We start from the raw sequence: 17,171 nt of genomic DNA, 5'->3' as shown, positions 1-17,171 counted from the left end.
TATATTATTAAAAAAACACTGTGAGAATACTCTGAGAGGATATATGAAAAAAATAATATTAATAGTTACTTTGTTTTTAATGACTGGTTGTGATGCTGGAAATATATTCAATAAGGAAGATAAAACTATCCAGTTCCTTGACGATCAATATCAAGCGACTGTGCCTGGACATTGGTCAAAGTTAAATCTACATGAAGATGCTGATTTTCAAATGGGTAATCTAAGGAAAGAAGCTTATTTGATAGTTTTCACTGAATCTAAACAAGATTTTGATGATAGCTATTCTATCAATGATTACTCAGAGCTTACTTTGAGTATGATCAAAGATAGCTTAAAGAATCCAGTACTTGGCAAAAAGTCTACTTTAACTACTAATGATTATAGTTTTTCTAAATCTATTATTTCTGGCGTGATAGATGGAGTTAAAATTAAATATCTCCATACCACTACCGAAGATAAAGATAACTTCCATCAAATAATACTTTGGTCGCTACCTTCTAAGTATGAAGGTAATAGGCAGGATTTCGATAATGTTATAAAGTCGTTTAAAAAGGCAAGATAATAGTAGAAAGTAACATTAAAAAGGGAACAGATTCATTTGAGAATGATAATTTCTTTTATTTGTCACTGCCCCCTATAGAGTGGCATACTGTACCCCATTAATCTAAAAAATTACTAATAATATCAATATGCTAAAACCTAAACTTGATATTGAGGCGTTGGCTTTTGTTAGGGATCAAAAAGCTAACTCTTTGACTAGGCTTAACCGCGGTATTGAGAAAGAGAGCTTGCGGGTTACTCCTGATGGTTATTTATCAAAACGCGCACATCCTAAGTCTTGGGGTTCGGCTTTAACTAACCGCTACCTAACTACAGATTATTCTGAGGCGCTTCCTGAGTTGATAACGCCGGTTTCTGATGATGTTGAAGCGCCGCGGCAATGGTTAAAGGATATTCATCAATACATGTATCAAGACATGGAAGATGAAGTGCTTTGGGCAGGCTCTATGCCTTGTATTATGACTAAGGAAGAAGATGTCCCTTTAGCTGATTATGGTAGTTCAAATGTTGGTCAGATGAAGCATGTATATCGACGTGGTTTAGGCTATCGCTATGGCCGTTATATGCAAACGATTGCTGGCGTACATTATAACTTTTCTATGCCTGATGACTTTTGGTTAGATTATCAAAAGTTTAAAAATAATTCTGATGAGTTAAGCGATTTTATCTCAAAAGAGTATTTAGGCTTAATTCGAAATTATCTACGGTATTGTTGGATATTACCTTATCTGTTTGGTGCTTCTCCTGCGATTTGCAAATCTTTCATGAAGGGTCGGGTGGGCTCCATGTTAGAAGATTATTCCGATTGCACTCTTATGGGTAAGTACGCCACTTCGTTACGAATGAGTGATTTGGGGTATCAAAACAATGCCCAGTCTAAGTTTACTATTTGCCATAACGATATCAATGACTATGTGGAAGCTTTAGAGCAAGCGATCCGTACCCCCGATGAGTTTTATCAAGAATTAGGTGTTAAAGTGGATGGTGAGTACCGTCAACTGAATGCCAATTTGCTGCAAATTGAAAATGAATACTACGCTAAGATTCGCCCTAAGCGAGTTATCACTAGTGGCGAACGTCCAACTCAAGCACTCAAGCGTGGCGGAGTTGAATATATTGAAGTTCGCTCTTTGGATTTAAATCCATTTGACTCAGTAGGGATCAGCCAATACCAAATTGATTTTCTGGATGTGTTCTTACTGTTTTGTTTATTGCAAGAAAGCAAAGACTTATCCCAGCGTGAAAATGCGGAAAATGATGAGAATTTTAAAAGGGTTGTAAACTTTGGTCGCAAGCCAGGTTTGCATTTATTATTAGGTAATCGTTCGGTTCCTCTGATGGACACGGCTAAAACCATGTTGCAAGAAATGCAGCCTATTGCAGATCTTATGGATTCCAGTAATAAAACTGAGCGATATACTGAAGCTTTAGAAAAAATATCGTTAATGACGGATGATCCTGCTGCAACACTATCGGGTCAATTTATGCGTCAGTTACAAGAGTCTGAGCAAGGTTATTATGGTTTTGTCTTATCATTATCGGAACAGTACAAAATGGAATTTTCTGAGTCGTTATTAAATGACGCTCAACATCATAAATTTAAAGAAGAAGCGACCGCCTCATTACATCGACAACAAGAAGTTGAGCAAAGTGATGTTATGAGTTTTGAGCAATATCTTGAAAATTATTTTAAGTAAATTTTAGAAGAGGAATTTATGCCAACCGCTACTCTCATCACTTTTGCCGCCTATCTTATTTTTATGGTCTTAATTGGCCTATGGGCATATCAAAGAACCAATAGTTTGTCCGACTATATTTTAGGAGGGAGAACTTTAGGCAGCGGCGTTACGGCTTTAAGTGCAGCTGCTTCTGATATGAGCGGTTGGATTTTGATGGGCTTACCAGGCGCTTTGTATGCCAGTGGAATTATTGAAGGTTGGATTGCTCTGGGCTTAGTAATTGGAGCCTATCTTAATTGGAAGCTTGTGGCTGGAAGATTGCGCTTATATACTGAGATTGCAGATAACTCTTTAACTTTGCCAGACTACTTTGAAAACCGCTTCAAGGATAACTCGAAGGTTCTTCGTATTACTTCCGCTTTGGTGATTTTACTGTTTTACACTTTCTATACTGCTTCAGGGATGGTAGCTGGCGCGACTTTATTTGAGAGCAGCTTCCAGATGAGTTATCAACAAGCCTTATTAGTCGGTGCTGCTGTCATTGTCGGTTATACTTTTTTGGGTGGTTTCCTAGCGGTTTCTTGGACGGATTTTTTCCAAGGTATTTTAATGGTCACGGCCTTAGTCGTTGCCCCAATCACTATTGTTATTGAATACAATGGCTTGATGCCTTTAATGGAAAAGATGGAGTCTGTTAGAGCTAATGCGTTGGACGCTACAACTGGTTTGACTCTTATTGGTTTTTTATCCCTTCAGGCTTGGGGTTTAGGTTATTTTGGTCAACCGCATATTCTTGCACGTTTTATGGCTGCTGAGGGTGTCCATACCATTCGTTCAGCTAGACGAATTGCCATGAGCTGGATGGTCATTAGTTTATTAGGTGCCATGTTTATTGGTCTGGCAGGCATAGCTTATTTCTCTAACGATCCCAATGCAGTGGCGACATTAGCAGAAAACCCGGAACGTATTTTTATTTTAATGAATAAGGCTTTATTTAACCCTTGGTTAGCAGGCTTTTTGTTAGCAGCTATTTTAGCGGCAGTGATGAGTACCATCGACTCACAGCTATTAGTGTCTTCAAGTTCTTTAACTGAAGATTTCTATAAAAGTTTATTAAGACCTGAAGCCAGCGAAAAAGAATTGGTTTGGGTAAGCCGAGTGGGAGTGGTGATTATTGCAATAATTGCTGTGGTAATTGCGCTGGATCCTAAAAGCCGCGTCTTAGAACTCGTAAGCTACGCCTGGGCTGGTTTCGGAGCAGCATTTGGACCATTAGTTATCATGTCACTATTTTGGCAAAAAATGACGCGTTGGGGTGCTCTGGCAGGAATCTTAACAGGTGCTATTACGGTAGTTGTTTGGAAGCAGCTAACAGCAGAACAACATGGGCTAGCAATTTTTGATCTGTACGAAATGTTGCCTGGATTTGTTTTAGCAACAATAGCTATTATCGTGGTAAGTAAATTGACCCAAGTTGATGAAACCTGCTTCAATCAGTTTGATTGGTTTCGTTCCCAATTTAAAAAAATGGTGAGCTGATTATGGTCACTGTTCGTAAAGCACAGCAATCTGATGCACAAACTATTGTTGATTTGATTAACGGTTTAGCTGAATATGAAAAATTAGCAGAACATGCAGTTGCTTCCGCTGGAGATATAAAAGCTAGTTTATTTAATGAAAACCCTAAGGCCTTTGCTTTAATTGCCGAAGTTGATCGAGAAGTCGCTGGCTTTGCTTTGTATTTCTTTAATTATTCTACCTTTATTGGAAAGCATGGGGTTTATCTTGAAGATTTATTTGTTAAGCCTGAGTTTCGTAGTCGTAAGGTTGGCTTGGCTCTGTTTAAGGCTTTAGGGAAAGTCGCAAAAGAAAATGATTGTGGTCGTATTGATTGGGCAGTATTGGACTGGAATAAATTGGCCATCGACTTTTATGATCGCTTAGGAGCTAAAGCTCAAACTGAATGGACTGGTTATCGGCTAGAGGGTAATGCATTAGACTTACTTAAAAAAATGTAATCAATTGTAATAGATTGGTATAAATGAGAAATAAAGCTTGGTTAAGTTGTATAACTACTTATATATTATGGTAATTCGTAAAAACAAGAGGATAATATCATGGGTTTATTTGATTTCGCATTCAATATGGGTAAAAAAATGTTTGGCAAGGATGACGACGCGCCGACAGAAATTAAAAAACATATTGAAGAAGACAACCCTGGCGTTGAAGATTTAAATATCGAAATGAATGAGGATGGCAAAGTAGTTATGACGGGTAAAGCGAGTTCTGCCGATGCTGTTGAGAAAGCGGTGTTGATGGCTGGTAATGCTGAGGGCGTAACTCAAGTGGACACTTCAGGCGTTGAAGCGCCAGAGCAAGAAAAAGAAGTGGAGTTTTACGAGATACAAAAAGGCGATACCCTTTGGGCTATATCGCAAAAATTCTTAGGTAATGGTGCTCGTTATACTGAGATTTTTGATGCCAATAAAGAAGTGATCAAAAACCCTGATTTAATTTATCCGGGACAGACTATCCGTATTCCACTGGATTAATAACCCGATAAGATAAAAAGGCTCTTTTGAGCCTTTTTTTATGCTTGAGTTTTTTATTCAAGCTTAAGTTGTTAAACTCTTAGTTATTATTGTTAATTCTTATAGGAAAAACATGGCAGCAATAGGAACTCCCTTATCCGCAACTGCAACAAAAGTGATGATGCTTGGCTCAGGAGAGTTAGGCAAAGAAGTGGTCATCGAGTTACAACGATTTGGTGTTGAAGTCATTGCCATAGACAGATATGCCAATGCCCCTGCAATGCAAGTTGCTCATCGAGCTTACGCTATTGATATGCTTGATGCTGAAGCCCTAAAAGAGATTGTTTACCAAGAAAAGCCAGATTTGATTGTTCCTGAGATTGAGGCCATTGCGACCGATCAACTGTTGGAGTTAGAGCAAGAAGGTTTTAATGTTGTACCAACGGCTAGAGCTACTCGTCTGACAATGGATCGTGAGGGTATTCGCAGATTAGCGGCTGAAACCTTAGGTTTGAAAACCTCGCCTTATCAATTCGCGGATACTTATGAAGAATATCGCGCTGCGCTAGAAGAAATAGGCTTGCCTTGTGTGATAAAACCAGTGATGAGCAGTTCGGGTAAAGGTCAGTCAACGGTCAAAAGTGAGTCAGATATTGAAACGGCATGGCATTATTCACAAGAAGGTGGCCGCACTGGGGAAGGGCGAATTATTATTGAAGGTTTTGTGGATTTTGATTATGAAATCACTTTGCTAACGATACGCTCAGTCAATGGTACCCATTACTGTGCTCCTATCGGGCATATCCAAAAAGATGGTGACTACCGAGAATCATGGCAACCACAGGCAATGTCTGAGCGAGCGTTGCAACAATCTCAAGCCATGGCCAAAGCGATTACTGATGATTTAGGGGGTTATGGGTTGTTTGGGGTAGAGATATTTATTAAAGGCGATGAAGCGATCTTTAGTGAAGTTTCCCCTAGGCCGCATGATACTGGTTTAGTGACTTTGATCTCGCAAGATTTATCTGAATTCGCACTTCATGCTAGAGCTATTTTGCAATTACCTATTCCAGTAATTAATCAAACTGGACCTTCGGCATCAGCCGTTATTCTAGTTGAGGGTGAATCCTCTCATGTAAGCTTTGGTAATTTAGATAAAGCCTTAGCTGAACCTAATACCTACCTGCGTTTATTTGGGAAACCACAAGTTACTGGTAAACGCCGTATGGGAGTTGCTTTAGCTAATGCTGACTCAATTGAAGAAGCTAGGGAAAAGGCTCGAAATACAGCTAGCTTAGTGTCTATCCAATTATAATTGATTAATATCAAGTTGGATTGATGATTCTTATTCTATAGTAAAGTTTGGAGGATTTATGTATTCAAAAATTTTAGTAGCAGTGGATTTGCGTAAAGACAGCCGCAAAGTGATTAAAAAGGCTAAAGCTTTACTAAAGCCTAAGGGCAAAATACATCTATTGCATGTGATTGAGCCTAGTGATCTGAGCCTGTTTTCAGCAATTCCAATTCCCGGTTTAATTAACCTCAAAGATATGGAGAGCACAGTTTTTCAAGATAGAACAGAAAAACTCATAAAGCTTGCTCAGAAGTTTGACGTCAGTGAAAAAAATACTAGTATTGAAGTTGGTAAAGCTAGTAGTCAGATCAAACAAAAAGCCATTGAGCTTAAATCAGACTTAATTGTCTCAGGCACTCATGGACAAAGTGGTTTTGAATTATTGCTAGGTTCAACCGCTAGTGGTGTTCTACACGGAGCTCCTTGTGATGTGCTTACCGTGCAAATGCGAGTGAATAAAAAAGCTTTACGTTGATTTTAATGGTTTAACAGTAACTAGCATTAGTGGCAGTAGGGTTAAATTTAGAAATAAAGCTACTGCCATAGCTAAGCCAGTTAATAACCCAAAGTAAATCGACGGAATAAAATCGGATAAAGCGAGAATCGCAAAGCCAGCGATCACGGTAACGCCAGTGTAATAGATGGCTTTACCAATACTGGCATGACATCGCTTCATGGTCGCTAGGTAGTTATTATCATTTGAAAACTCAGCTTTAAAACGATGCACATAGTGAATTGAGTTATCGACCGCAATGCCAATCACAATGGCAGCGATCGTAATGGTCATCATATCCATAGGAATCCCGGTTAGCCCCATAATGCCTAATACCATAGCTGCAGAAAGAGCGTTTGGAATGGTCGCGATAATCGCAATGGTTATAGAGCGGAATAACACTAAAAACATCAATAAAATAGCTATGTAAACTGCACCAATTGTTAGAATTTGCGATTGGAACAGACTCTCGAGCATATTATTGTAAAGCACTAACATACCCGTGATCTGAACATTCTCAGGCTTTAAATCGGCATCTTTAATTAAGTGCTCGCGAATAGTTGCTATTAATTCAGCGCGTTTAAGGTTTTGATTGGTCTCTTCAACCCGGATATTAATTCGAGTTTGGTTGCCATCATCCGATAAATAAGGCTTGAGCAAAACACCTTTCACATCATCAGGTAATTTCTGATGCGCCAAGCTTAAAGTCACTTGATCAGGCATTTCGCCTTGATTCATATTCTTTAGAACCTTGGCGGTAGTTGCTAATGATTGCACTTTGCCAGTGACTTCAAGGCTATCAATAAAGTCATGAATAGACTCTAACTGTTTTAGTTTGTTAGCTGTGAACCAATAACCTGGATCGTATCCCGAGCCAAACTCGTCTTCAAATTCGTCGCCAAATTCTTCATCTGACTCATCACCCCATTCATCATCAAAGTCATTCTCATCGGAAGAAAGCTCGCCATTAATGACTATATCTAGCGGGGTAGTGCCACCTAGTTTTTGGTCAATCACCTTCATACCCTGATAGATTTCGGTTTCTGGCTTGAAATAATCGATGAAGCTATTTTCAACTTTTAACTGAGAAATACCGTAGCCACTAACAGCTATTAAAATAACGGTGGTACTAAATATCAGCGTTTTAAAATTAACACTGAAGTTATAAATCCAGTTAGTAATTTTGTAAGTAATGCTGGTGCCTGATTCGTGCGAATCTGCCTTCATGAGTTGAATAAAACTTGGGAAGATGACAAAAGTCAAACTAAAGCCTAATACAATCCCCATGGTCATAATCCAGCCGAAATCAATCACCGGGCGAATGCCACTAATCAGCAAAGAAATAAAAGCAACAATAGTGGTTAAAGCGGTATAGAAACAAGGCCAGAACATTCGAGTGACAGTAGTGATTACTCTTTCTTGTTGTTCAGACTTAGGATTTTGCGCAATATAGTCGCGGTAAAACACCACTAAATGAACAGACAGGGCCAGAACTACTATGAGCAATATTGATGGGAAATTTGAGGATATAACGGTTATCCGCCAATCAAGGAAGCTTAATAATCCGGCTAAAATAATAACAGTGGTTAGACAGGAAAATAATGGCAAGATGACCCATCGTAATTTTCCGAAGAAAATAAATAAGGCTAGCATAATGAATAAAACAATTCCTATGCCGAAAACTGTTATATCATGCTGAATAAAGTCCAGCATATCATTAGTGATCATAGATACGCCGCCTAAATGTAAAGTGGCAACGTCTCGGTAGTCTTGCATGATGTCTCTAACTTCAGAAATGATAGTACTAGTTCTTTCGGAGGTGATCCGACTATAGTCATCAAATTCTTGTTCAAACTTCTCAAGTTTTAACTGTTGCTCTGGCGTTAACTTTTGAGTTCGTTGTTGTTTGCGAATGGCATCGCGACCTTCTTGTAATGAAAAGAACTTCTCGTCACGAACGAAGTTGATTTGAATAGCGCTTGTATCGCCATCTCGACCTACCAATAAGTCTCTATATATTGGGCTTGAAGTAAATTCTTTCAGTGCTTTTTCTTTATTTACGCCTTCGCTGCGAAGTGTTGGAATATTGCCTAATGCTTCAACATCAATGGTTAATCCGTCAAGTAACGGCACATTCAAAATACTGTTTACATTAGCGACTGTTTGCACCTTTTCGAGGCGACTCACTAAGTCCGTTAACTTAGTCAGCGCAGTGGCATCCATTAACCCTGCATTAGGCTGCCAAGTAATAACCAAAAAGTCATCAGAGCCATATTTTTTAGTGACCTCTCGGTAGTAAGCAAGAGAAGTATCACTTTCTAATACTAGAGATTCGCCCGAAGCATCTAATCTGAATTTTGGAAGTTGTGTGGCGGCTAACACTGTGATTAATATCACTGTGATTATAGAGATAAGTGGCTTATCTATAATTAGCTTTTTATATAGCCTGAAGAAAAAGTGATTGTCTGATTTACTCATAATTATTGTGCTTTGTATAAGTTTGGAATAACGCGAACGCTTTTAATTAAGTTGCCTTTTACTTGCAATACTTCCATGGGGTAACCATGCAGTCGCACACAGGTCCCTGATTGTGGTATCGCTTCGAGGTGTTCGGTAATTAAGCCATTTAAGGTTTTTGGGCCTTCGGTTGGTAAGGCCCAATGAGTGTTACGATTGAGATCACGAATGGTAATGGTGCCATCGACTAATATTGAACCATCACTTTGATTTTGTACTTCTTTATTGATCGAGGACATCTCAGTGGTAAAGTCACCGACAATTTCTTCTAAAATATCATCTAGAGTGACAAGGCCTTCAATATCGCCATACTCATCTACCACCAAGCCAATTCGATCCCGCTTGCGTTGGAATTTCATTAATTGAGTATGCAGTGGCGTACCTTCTGGCACATAGTAAATTGGATCGAGATGATTGAGTAAGTCTTCAGGTTTTGGGTTTTCTGTTTCTAAAACTCGACCAAAATTACGCGCATGCAAAAAACCTTGAACCTTATCAATATCTTCCCTAAATACAAGCAGACGAGTATGGATTGAATTTCGGATCTGCTCAAAAATAAAATCGATATTATCATCCAAATCAATTCCTGCAATTTCATTACGCGGAACCATAATGTCGTCAACTGTAACATCTTCTAAATCTAGAATGCTTAACAACATATTTTGATGGCGACTAGGTATTAAGGCGCCGGCTTCATTAACCACACTTCGTAGTTCTTCTTGGCTCAGTTGGTCGCCATTTTCTTCTTCTGTTTTTACCCCAAACAATCTTAAGATACCATTGGAAATAAAGTTAATCAGCTTTACTGCAGGATAAAAAATACTTGCTAAAACCCCAAGGGTAGGAGCAGCAAAAAAGGCAATCTTTTCAGGAAATAAAGCCGCTAGTGTTTTGGGAGTAACTTCTGCGAAAATTAACACCACAAAAGTAAGCATTAAAGTTGCTGCAAAGATACCGCCTTCACCCCAGAAGCGAATGGCAATAACTGTGGCAATGGCCGACGCTAGGATATTAACAATATTGTTTCCTAATAATATCAGGCCGAGCAATTTATCCGGACGTTTAAGCATATCAGTAACTTTGCGGGCTTTATTATCACCTTGCTTAGCTCGATGGCGAAGGCGGTATCGATTCAAGGACATCATGCCAGTTTCTGAGCTTGAGAAAAACGCAGAAAGTAGTAGTAAAATTCCAAGAAAAATAAAAAGCGTGCCGGTCGACAGAGATTCCAACGATTAACCTCTTTGTAGTATGAGTTCTATTACCAGCTTGCTTCCGATAAAGCCTAATGCTAATAAGGTAAAAGCAATTAATGTAAAGCGAGCAAATTGGATGCCGCTTATCTTTGTGCCTTTATACAGCAAGATAAATGTACAGAAACTGAACCAGGCTATTACCGTTAAAATGATTTTATGCAGAGCTTGTTGCTGGATAACTTCCGGGGGTAAGAAAAAACCTAAGGCTAGTGCCGCGGTTAAACAGATAGCACCGATCAATACTAGATCAAAATTAAAACGCTCCATCTGCATCAATGGTGGCATTAATGGGTGGATTTTAGCGGGTTGAGTTTTAAGTTTTTTATTAAGCATTAATACTAAACTGCTTTGCAATGCAGCCAATAATAATAAGCTAAAACTTACTATGGCAAGCCATATGTGAGTAATACCTATCCAATCTCCAGATAATACTGAAATCCTTGCTGGATGTGGTAATAGTTTAGTTAAAAGGCATACAGCTGCGAAAATCGCGGTATACAGCATTAAATGTGGCGCAGGTTTTCGGAATCGATATAAGGCGACGATTAAAACCAAGATAAAGGCAGTTAAGGATAATAAATTAAATAAGGATAAATTTTGACCTGCACCAGTTTCAATCGCTAAGTACAATGAGTAAAGATGGATCCCCATGGGTACAAAGGGCAAAAAATGGCTCCAAGATGGCAGTATCCCTTCTGGATGTTTTAAGCGCATAGCAAAAAAAGCAGCGAGTCCGAGGTAAGCTAATGCGGTGATAATAGTGATATATAATGACATGGTATTAATGATATCTATTCTGTAATGATTTTTAGGAGTGTCATTAGTTATTCGATTAAGGCAAATAGTATCACAAATTTACTATTGATCCGCTATAATGCAATCAATTGAAAATTTATATTAGTTCTCCAATTAGTACCAAATAAGAAAAGTAGCATGGTAGTTATGGTTGGGTATGAGGAAGTTGCATGTTTGAAAGTTTAAGTGACCGCTTATCGGGCGCGCTCAAGGCCATTCAAGGCAAAGCTAAAATTACCGAAGACAATATCAAAGATACGTTACGTGAAGTGCGCATGGCTTTGCTAGAAGCGGATGTTGCCCTGCCAGTAGTAAAGGACTTTGTATCGTCAGTGAAAGAAAGGGCGGTAGGTACTGTAGTAGGTAAAGCGCTCGATCCTGGTCAGGAATTCATCAAGATCGTTAATGATGAAATGGTTAAAGCTATGGGTGAAGAGAACGATTCTCTTAACCTCGCAGCTAAACCACCTGTTGTGATCTTAATGGCGGGTTTGCAAGGTGCTGGTAAAACAACCTCTGCTGGTAAGCTTTCTCACCTTTTAATTAATCGCGAAAAGAAGTCAGTGATGGTAGCTTCTGCAGACGTTTATCGCCCTGCAGCGATCAAGCAGTTGGAAACGGTGGCTGGCGAAGTAGGGGCGACTTTTTTCCCAAGTTCGACCGAGCAAAAGCCAGTTGACATTGCGAAAAATGCTATCGAAGAAGCTCGGAAAAGCTTTATTGATGTCGTCATAATTGATACCGCAGGCCGTTTAGCGGTTGATGAAGAAATGATGGATGAAATCAAAGCGCTGCACTCTGCTATTGACCCGACCGAGACACTGTTTGTTGTCGACTCAATGACTGGTCAAGATGCAGCCAATACAGCCAAAGCATTTAATGATGCCTTGCCATTGACGGGTGTGATTCTAACTAAAGCTGATGGTGACGCTCGTGGTGGTGCGGCATTATCGATTCGTCAAATTACCGGTAAACCCATTAAGTTTATTGGTATGGGTGAAAAGCTCGATCAATTAGAGCCATTCCACCCAGAGCGTGTTGCTTCTCGAATCTTGGGTATGGGTGATGTGCTCAGTTTGATTGAAGAAGTTGAGCGTAAAGTTGATAAGAAAAAAGCCGAGAAAGTTGCCAAGAAAATTATGAAAGGCAAAGGCTTTGATCTTGAAGACTTTAGAGAGCAGTTAGTACAAATGCAAAATATGGGCGGTATGGCTGGTCTTATGGACAAACTGCCAGGCATGGGGCAAATTCCAGAAGCCGCTAAGCAGAAAGTCATGAATGATAAGTCTACCGGTCAAATGATGGCGATTATTAATTCAATGACCCCCAAAGAGCGAACTCGACCTGAGCTAATTAAAGGATCACGCAAAAAACGTATCGCCAACGGATCGGGAACTCAGATCCAAGATGTGAACAAGCTATTAAAGCAATTTACCCAGATGCAAAAAATGATGAAAAAGATGAAGGGTAAAGGCGGCATGATGAAAATGATGCGTGGCATGCAAGGAAAATTGCCGCCAGGCATGGGTGGAATGGGAGGCCCTGGAGGTCCGGGCGGAATGCCACCTTTTGGTCGTCGTTAGAATCTAAAATTTCAAGAGTTTTGTAAAATTAATTGATTTGCCTTGCTCTTGAGAAACGTTATTTCTATAACGAGGACCTAAAAATCCGCTTTATTTCACCTTCGCATCGCTTTTTCCATATACGGTAAGCACTGCTACAATATAAATAATGGCTAAAATATCTATGGATATTTCAGTAATAGGTAGGTTTTCAGTAAATTTCTGAAAGTAGAAACCGGGATTGATATTTGCATTAATTCCAAAATAAAAATCCTTTCCCCATGATAGCGTTAGATAAACCCCGCCAATTCCTGAGTAACCCATGTACATTTTACCAATAGCAAAGCTCACTAATTGGAGAGTTTGATTAACAACAGTTAACCAGTACATGCTAACCTTTTCCTTTATGGCAAAATAGCCTGCGCAGGCGTTTAAGGTGATAAAGAAAAAAGCAATGATTATTGAAACGGCTCCACTTAAATAACCGGTAAAGATATACCCTACGAGTACAATAGAAGCAATAATTTGAAGATATCCGATGAGTTTTACTCTTTTTTCGGCAATTTTAAACTCGGTGGCTTGAGTTTCAGCTTGTAGCTGTTGAATTTCACCCTTTCTCGAATCTAACTCTTTTAGCAATACATTGTAATTCTCAGGGTAAGCTTCGGGGTCTATATTGTTTTTAGCATCTAAAAGTTCATACACTGAGTATTTTGAGTAATCGATGGAACTCAAAGAGAATCTTCCTTAGTAGTGTTTTTAACAGAAGGATTATAAATTGGATTCGATTAAATGTGTATTCAAAGTTAGGTTGCAGCAGTAGTAGTTGCAACTACGCTTGCTGCTGTCGCAGTCTGCTGTGCTGTGGCAGCGCTAGCGGATGCTCCGGAGGTTTGGTCTGAACCTGCAATAATACAGTAGCTGTAACCAAGGCCTTTGAGTTCGTTTTCCCATTGGATATCGCCAGTGAGGGCGTTTAATGCGAATAGATGACCGCCGGAATAGGCAATGATTTGGTTGCCTTCTTTAATTAGGTTGGTTAGTGAGCTGCCTTTCTTTATTTTAGTCCGCCAAACTTCACGGCCTGTAGACTTATCAATGCAAGTTACGTGTCCAGCCATACCAATATAAACGTAATTCATATTCTTTTTTTAGTTGTACATTTAAAGAGTTAATGTACCATCTGCGGCCACGTAAAGGTATTTTAAATAGTAACAAACTGTTCTATAAATACGACAAATCAGTTATTTGTTTGCGTGTAATGAGAATAAACAGGTAGCGATTTGGAGCGTATTACTTCCTAAAATCATTGGCCTTGCCAGACTCCACTTCTTCAACCAATACATTGGTAGAGTATTGTTCAGTGATATATTGTTTGATAGCAATGGCGTTCTCTTTGTTTTTTAAAATCTTCGCTATATTCATATTAAACTCGTACTCTTTACAGCGTTTCTCTTGTTCGAAGCTTAAAGGGATATACAATCCCTCTTCTGTGCGAATTCCACCGCAGTTTACTTTTATATTGCCACAGTTCCCTTTAATTCTTGAGCCGGTACAGTGGAGTACTTTATTAGAAAATAGTTCTTGATATCGCTTAGCTATTGCAAGGTCGTTGAAATTGGCTTGGAGCTCGCTATATAGCTTTTCGGCTTCATCAATTTCCGCTGAACTTAATTGAGATTTAATGTAAGAAAAGTTCTCAACTAAAGTTTTTGCGCCAGTAGTTTGAGAAAGCTTTGCCCATGCGTAGGCTTTTTGTGGGTCATTCTGTTCAGATAATCCATTAAAAGCGAATACAGACAACATATATTGAGCATGTTTATCCCCAGTTTTAGCGAGCCTATCGTATAAAGCCCTTGATTCAAGGTATTGCTTATCTTGAAACAAACTCATGGCTTTTTTTGAATCTGACTTGGTAGGCAGCCTATCTACAATAACTTCTTCATTAGATTGGAGTGTTGCCGAACTAATTAATAAGGTTATTAGAGTAAATCCATAAAGTAAATATTTCATCATTATTCTCATCCTCCATTATTCTATACGACTACAACCATAGGGATTTAGTGACAATGAATTCAAGGCAGGAGCTGTATAGAAATGGGCATTAGACTTCTTAAGCATACTTTTTGTTGTGATACAAAAAAGTCCTAGCGTGAAACACTAGGACTTATGTTTAAAAAAATAACTTCTAGTTGTCTTCTTTTATTACTTCTTCAACGGTAACACTGGTATTGGTGTTGCTTAAGATGTGTTTTTCAATCTTAGCCGTATTGTTTTTAATTCTCGCTATGTATAAAGGGTCTAGCTTTTTTGCATACTCACGACAGCGCTTTTCTTGCGCAGGATTCAAGGGGATGCCGCCAAAACCATTACAAGATGCCGTGACGTTGCCGCAGTTACCTTTAATTCTAGAGCCAGTACAGGTTGGCATTTCTTTTTTAAATAGGCTTCTATATTTTCTTGCAACAGCTAAATCACTGTACTGTTTGTATAGATCTTTGTAGCGAAGTTCAGATGTTTCAGCTAAAGCAGGAGTGTATGCCGCGGATAGGTTTTTATGATGTTCTACAAAAGAGGTGATGTTGGTTTCTTTAGATAATTTTGACCAAGCATAAGACTCTACAGCATTTTTTTCAGTGCCATATCCGTGAGCGTACATGACCGATAGCATATATTGGGCATGTTTATCGCCGGTTTTTGCCAGTTTCTGATAGAGATCCAGTGATTTATCAAACTCTTGTGTTTGAAATAATTCCATTGCTTTAGCGCTATCAGTCTTACTTGGCATATAGGTTTCGCTGCTAGACTCTTTAGCTAAAATGGATACAGAAAAAATGCCTAAAAATAAGGTACATAGAATGTTGTTGACCGCTTTCAATATAGACTCCTTTATTAAAGCCATTTTTTAATGGCTACTCTGTAACATTTAAATTACGTTACTATTCACTAAAATAGTAATGTTTTGCATCTTTAGCGAATAATCTATCATTAGTATTTATTTTTATCTGTAGCAAATAGTAACAAACTGTTCCAAATAACAGGTTTGATTCGAATGAACTTAGCTGCTTTGAAAGTTACCAATTGGAACTTCCATACGATTGTCCTTGATAGTGCTTTGTCCAATCATTTCATCATAGGGACTTTCATGCCTGATCACGGTCTGAGCAATCTCAAGTTTGGCAAAGTGATTTTGCATTTCAGTTAGACTGTGGGTAAGTAAGGTTTTGCCTGAGTAATCCCAAACTAGCCTTTCTTCATTATTAATTACCACTATGGCTTGATAGAGAGCCTGTTCAAGAGAATTGATTACCAGTTTGTCGATTTTCTGACTTGCTAAATCTTTTAGGGTAGTTTTCATAAGGTGTCTCTGAATGCTGCTGATTGATGATTTTCAAAAGCTTATAACACTAGGTTTGGATATAATGTGAAAGTGGGCTGTAAAGAATGTGGCAACGCTTTGAAAATAAGCGGTTTCAGAGGCAAAAAACCATTTCCCAAAGCCGTTCTTTTCATGTAAAATTCGCGCTCTTAAAAATTTGTAAGTCTTTGAAAACCTCGTAATATGGCGTTTTCGAGGCTTTTATGTACTTAAAACAGAGGATTTAAACGATGGTAGTCATTCGTTTAGCTCGTGGCGGTTCTAAAAAACGCCCTTTTTACCATTTAGTAGTTGCTGATCAACGTATGAAACGTGATGGCCGTTTTATTGAGCGTGTAGGTTTCTTTAACCCTGTTGCTCGCGGTCAAGAAGAGCGTTTACGCGTTAATGCTGAGCGTGTTGAGCATTGGGTTGGCCAAGGCGCACAACCAAGCGCTCGTGTTGCTAAGTTGTTGAAAGATAACGCAGCTGCATAATTAACTTCTTAATTTATTAAGAGGTCGAAGATGTCATTGCCGATTGATTTTAAACCATTGATTGTGGGGAAAATTAATGGCGCTTATGGCATTAAGGGTTGGATTAAGATTTATTCTTATACTGATCCAAAGGAAAACATTCTTTCCTATAACCCTTGGTATATGAAGGTGAAAGGCCAATGGCTACCACTGGACATAACTAAAGGGCGTGAGCAGGGTAAAACCGTAGTGGCTCACATTAAAGGTTGTGATGATCGTAATTTGGCCGAAAGTTACCATGGTAATGAGTTGGCGATAGACGAATCACAGCTTCCTCAATTAGAAGGCGACGATTATTATTGGCGCGATCTGGTGGGGTTGTCAGTGGTTAACTTGCAAGGTGAAAACTTTGGTCAAGTTAAGAAACTGATGGAAACTGGTGCAAACGATGTGTTGGTGGTTAAAGCCGATGGGACAGAAGAAATTTTGATTCCATTTGTACTGGACTATAGTGTTATTAAGGTTGATTTAGCCGCGAAATTAATCACGGTTGATTGGCAAGCTGACTATGTATAAGCGCTTTGGGCTT

At 39.0% G+C, this 17,171-nt stretch carries 18 protein-coding genes; 10 read left to right on the top strand and 8 right to left on the bottom strand.

Annotation, left to right across the window (positions count from 1 at the left end):
- Positions 1-43 precede the first annotated feature (43 nt).
- The 7 genes from GJS41_RS09745 (at position 44) to GJS41_RS09715 (ending at position 6,600) form a co-directional block, all read left to right on the top strand.
- Positions 44-562, top strand: a complete 519-nt coding sequence (locus tag GJS41_RS09745) for a hypothetical protein (protein WP_154247181.1) — start codon at positions 44-46, stop codon at positions 560-562.
- Between the two features lie 127 nt (positions 563-689).
- Positions 690-2,258 (top strand): glutamate--cysteine ligase, encoded by a 1,569-nt coding sequence (gshA, locus tag GJS41_RS09740; RefSeq protein ID WP_154247180.1) that lies wholly within the window; start codon positions 690-692, stop codon positions 2,256-2,258.
- Between the two features lie 18 nt (positions 2,259-2,276).
- Positions 2,277-3,779 (top strand): sodium/proline symporter PutP, encoded by a 1,503-nt coding sequence (gene putP / locus GJS41_RS09735; RefSeq protein ID WP_154247179.1) that lies wholly within the window; start codon positions 2,277-2,279, stop codon positions 3,777-3,779.
- A gap of 2 nt (positions 3,780-3,781) precedes the next feature.
- Complete coding sequence (locus GJS41_RS09730) at positions 3,782-4,258, top strand: GNAT family N-acetyltransferase (RefSeq protein ID WP_154247178.1); 477 nt, start codon at positions 3,782-3,784, stop codon at positions 4,256-4,258.
- Between the two features lie 99 nt (positions 4,259-4,357).
- On the top strand, positions 4,358-4,792 hold the full coding sequence (gene lysM / locus GJS41_RS09725; protein WP_154247177.1) for a peptidoglycan-binding protein LysM: 435 nt from the start codon (positions 4,358-4,360) through the stop codon (positions 4,790-4,792).
- A gap of 112 nt (positions 4,793-4,904) precedes the next feature.
- Positions 4,905-6,086, top strand: a complete 1,182-nt coding sequence (gene purT / locus GJS41_RS09720; protein WP_154247176.1) for a formate-dependent phosphoribosylglycinamide formyltransferase — start codon at positions 4,905-4,907, stop codon at positions 6,084-6,086.
- 58 nt (positions 6,087-6,144) lie between these two features.
- Complete coding sequence (locus tag GJS41_RS09715; protein WP_154247175.1) at positions 6,145-6,600, top strand: universal stress protein; 456 nt, start codon at positions 6,145-6,147, stop codon at positions 6,598-6,600.
- On the opposite strand, the gene GJS41_RS09710 is transcribed toward GJS41_RS09715, so the two are convergent.
- Genes GJS41_RS09710 through GJS41_RS09700 form a run of 3 tightly spaced genes read right to left on the bottom strand, consistent with a single transcriptional unit; the run spans position 6,592 to position 11,168 of the window.
- Positions 6,592-9,096, bottom strand: coding sequence for an RND family transporter (locus GJS41_RS09710; RefSeq protein ID WP_154247174.1), 2,505 nt, complete (start codon positions 9,094-9,096; stop codon positions 6,592-6,594). The genes GJS41_RS09715 and GJS41_RS09710 overlap by 9 nt on opposite strands.
- A gap of 2 nt (positions 9,097-9,098) precedes the next feature.
- Entirely contained in the window at positions 9,099-10,367 is a 1,269-nt protein-coding gene (locus GJS41_RS09705) for an HlyC/CorC family transporter (RefSeq protein WP_154247173.1), read from the bottom strand.
- Positions 10,368-10,370: 3 nt separating this feature from the next.
- Complete coding sequence (locus tag GJS41_RS09700; protein WP_154247172.1) at positions 10,371-11,168, bottom strand: inner membrane protein YpjD; 798 nt, start codon at positions 11,166-11,168, stop codon at positions 10,371-10,373.
- Positions 11,169-11,356: 188 nt separating this feature from the next.
- Between GJS41_RS09700 and ffh the strand changes: the two genes are divergently transcribed.
- Positions 11,357-12,769 carry a signal recognition particle protein gene (gene ffh / locus GJS41_RS09695; RefSeq protein ID WP_154247171.1) on the top strand — a complete coding sequence of 471 codons (1,413 nt, stop codon included), beginning with the start codon at positions 11,357-11,359 and terminating at the stop codon, positions 12,767-12,769.
- A gap of 90 nt (positions 12,770-12,859) precedes the next feature.
- On the opposite strand, the gene GJS41_RS09690 is transcribed toward ffh, so the two are convergent.
- The 5 genes from GJS41_RS09690 to GJS41_RS09670 all read right to left on the bottom strand — a co-directional run bounded on the left by GJS41_RS09690 (position 12,860) and on the right by GJS41_RS09670 (position 16,106).
- Positions 12,860-13,483, bottom strand: coding sequence for a hypothetical protein (locus tag GJS41_RS09690; protein ID WP_154247170.1), 624 nt, complete (start codon positions 13,481-13,483; stop codon positions 12,860-12,862).
- 71 nt (positions 13,484-13,554) lie between these two features.
- Entirely contained in the window at positions 13,555-13,890 is a 336-nt protein-coding gene (locus GJS41_RS09685; RefSeq protein ID WP_154247169.1) for a PQQ-binding-like beta-propeller repeat protein, read from the bottom strand.
- A gap of 151 nt (positions 13,891-14,041) precedes the next feature.
- Positions 14,042-14,764: a hypothetical protein gene (locus tag GJS41_RS09680; protein ID WP_154247168.1), complete on the bottom strand. Its 723-nt coding sequence runs from the start codon at positions 14,762-14,764 to the stop codon at positions 14,042-14,044.
- A gap of 172 nt (positions 14,765-14,936) precedes the next feature.
- The gene (locus GJS41_RS09675) at positions 14,937-15,650 is read right to left on the bottom strand and encodes a sel1 repeat family protein (RefSeq protein ID WP_154247167.1); all 714 of its coding nucleotides are present in this window, start codon (positions 15,648-15,650) and stop codon (positions 14,937-14,939) included.
- 156 nt (positions 15,651-15,806) lie between these two features.
- Positions 15,807-16,106 (bottom strand): DUF6482 family protein, encoded by a 300-nt coding sequence (locus GJS41_RS09670; RefSeq protein ID WP_154247166.1) that lies wholly within the window; start codon positions 16,104-16,106, stop codon positions 15,807-15,809.
- A gap of 251 nt (positions 16,107-16,357) precedes the next feature.
- Between GJS41_RS09670 and rpsP the strand changes: the two genes are divergently transcribed.
- Both rpsP and rimM read left to right on the top strand, forming a co-directional pair.
- Positions 16,358-16,603 carry a 30S ribosomal protein S16 gene (gene rpsP / locus GJS41_RS09665; RefSeq protein ID WP_154247165.1) on the top strand — a complete coding sequence of 82 codons (246 nt, stop codon included), beginning with the start codon at positions 16,358-16,360 and terminating at the stop codon, positions 16,601-16,603.
- 30 nt (positions 16,604-16,633) lie between these two features.
- A complete protein-coding gene (gene rimM, locus GJS41_RS09660; RefSeq protein ID WP_255473457.1) occupies positions 16,634-17,158 on the top strand; it encodes a ribosome maturation factor RimM in 525 nt (174 codons plus the stop codon).
- The last annotated feature ends 13 nt before the right edge of the window (positions 17,159-17,171 follow it).

This window comes from Kangiella sp. HZ709 (assembly GCF_009674675.1).
In the GTDB taxonomy this organism is placed as follows: Bacteria; Pseudomonadota; Gammaproteobacteria; order Enterobacterales; family Kangiellaceae; genus Kangiella.
This window is presented reverse-complemented; position numbering and strand designations above follow the sequence as displayed.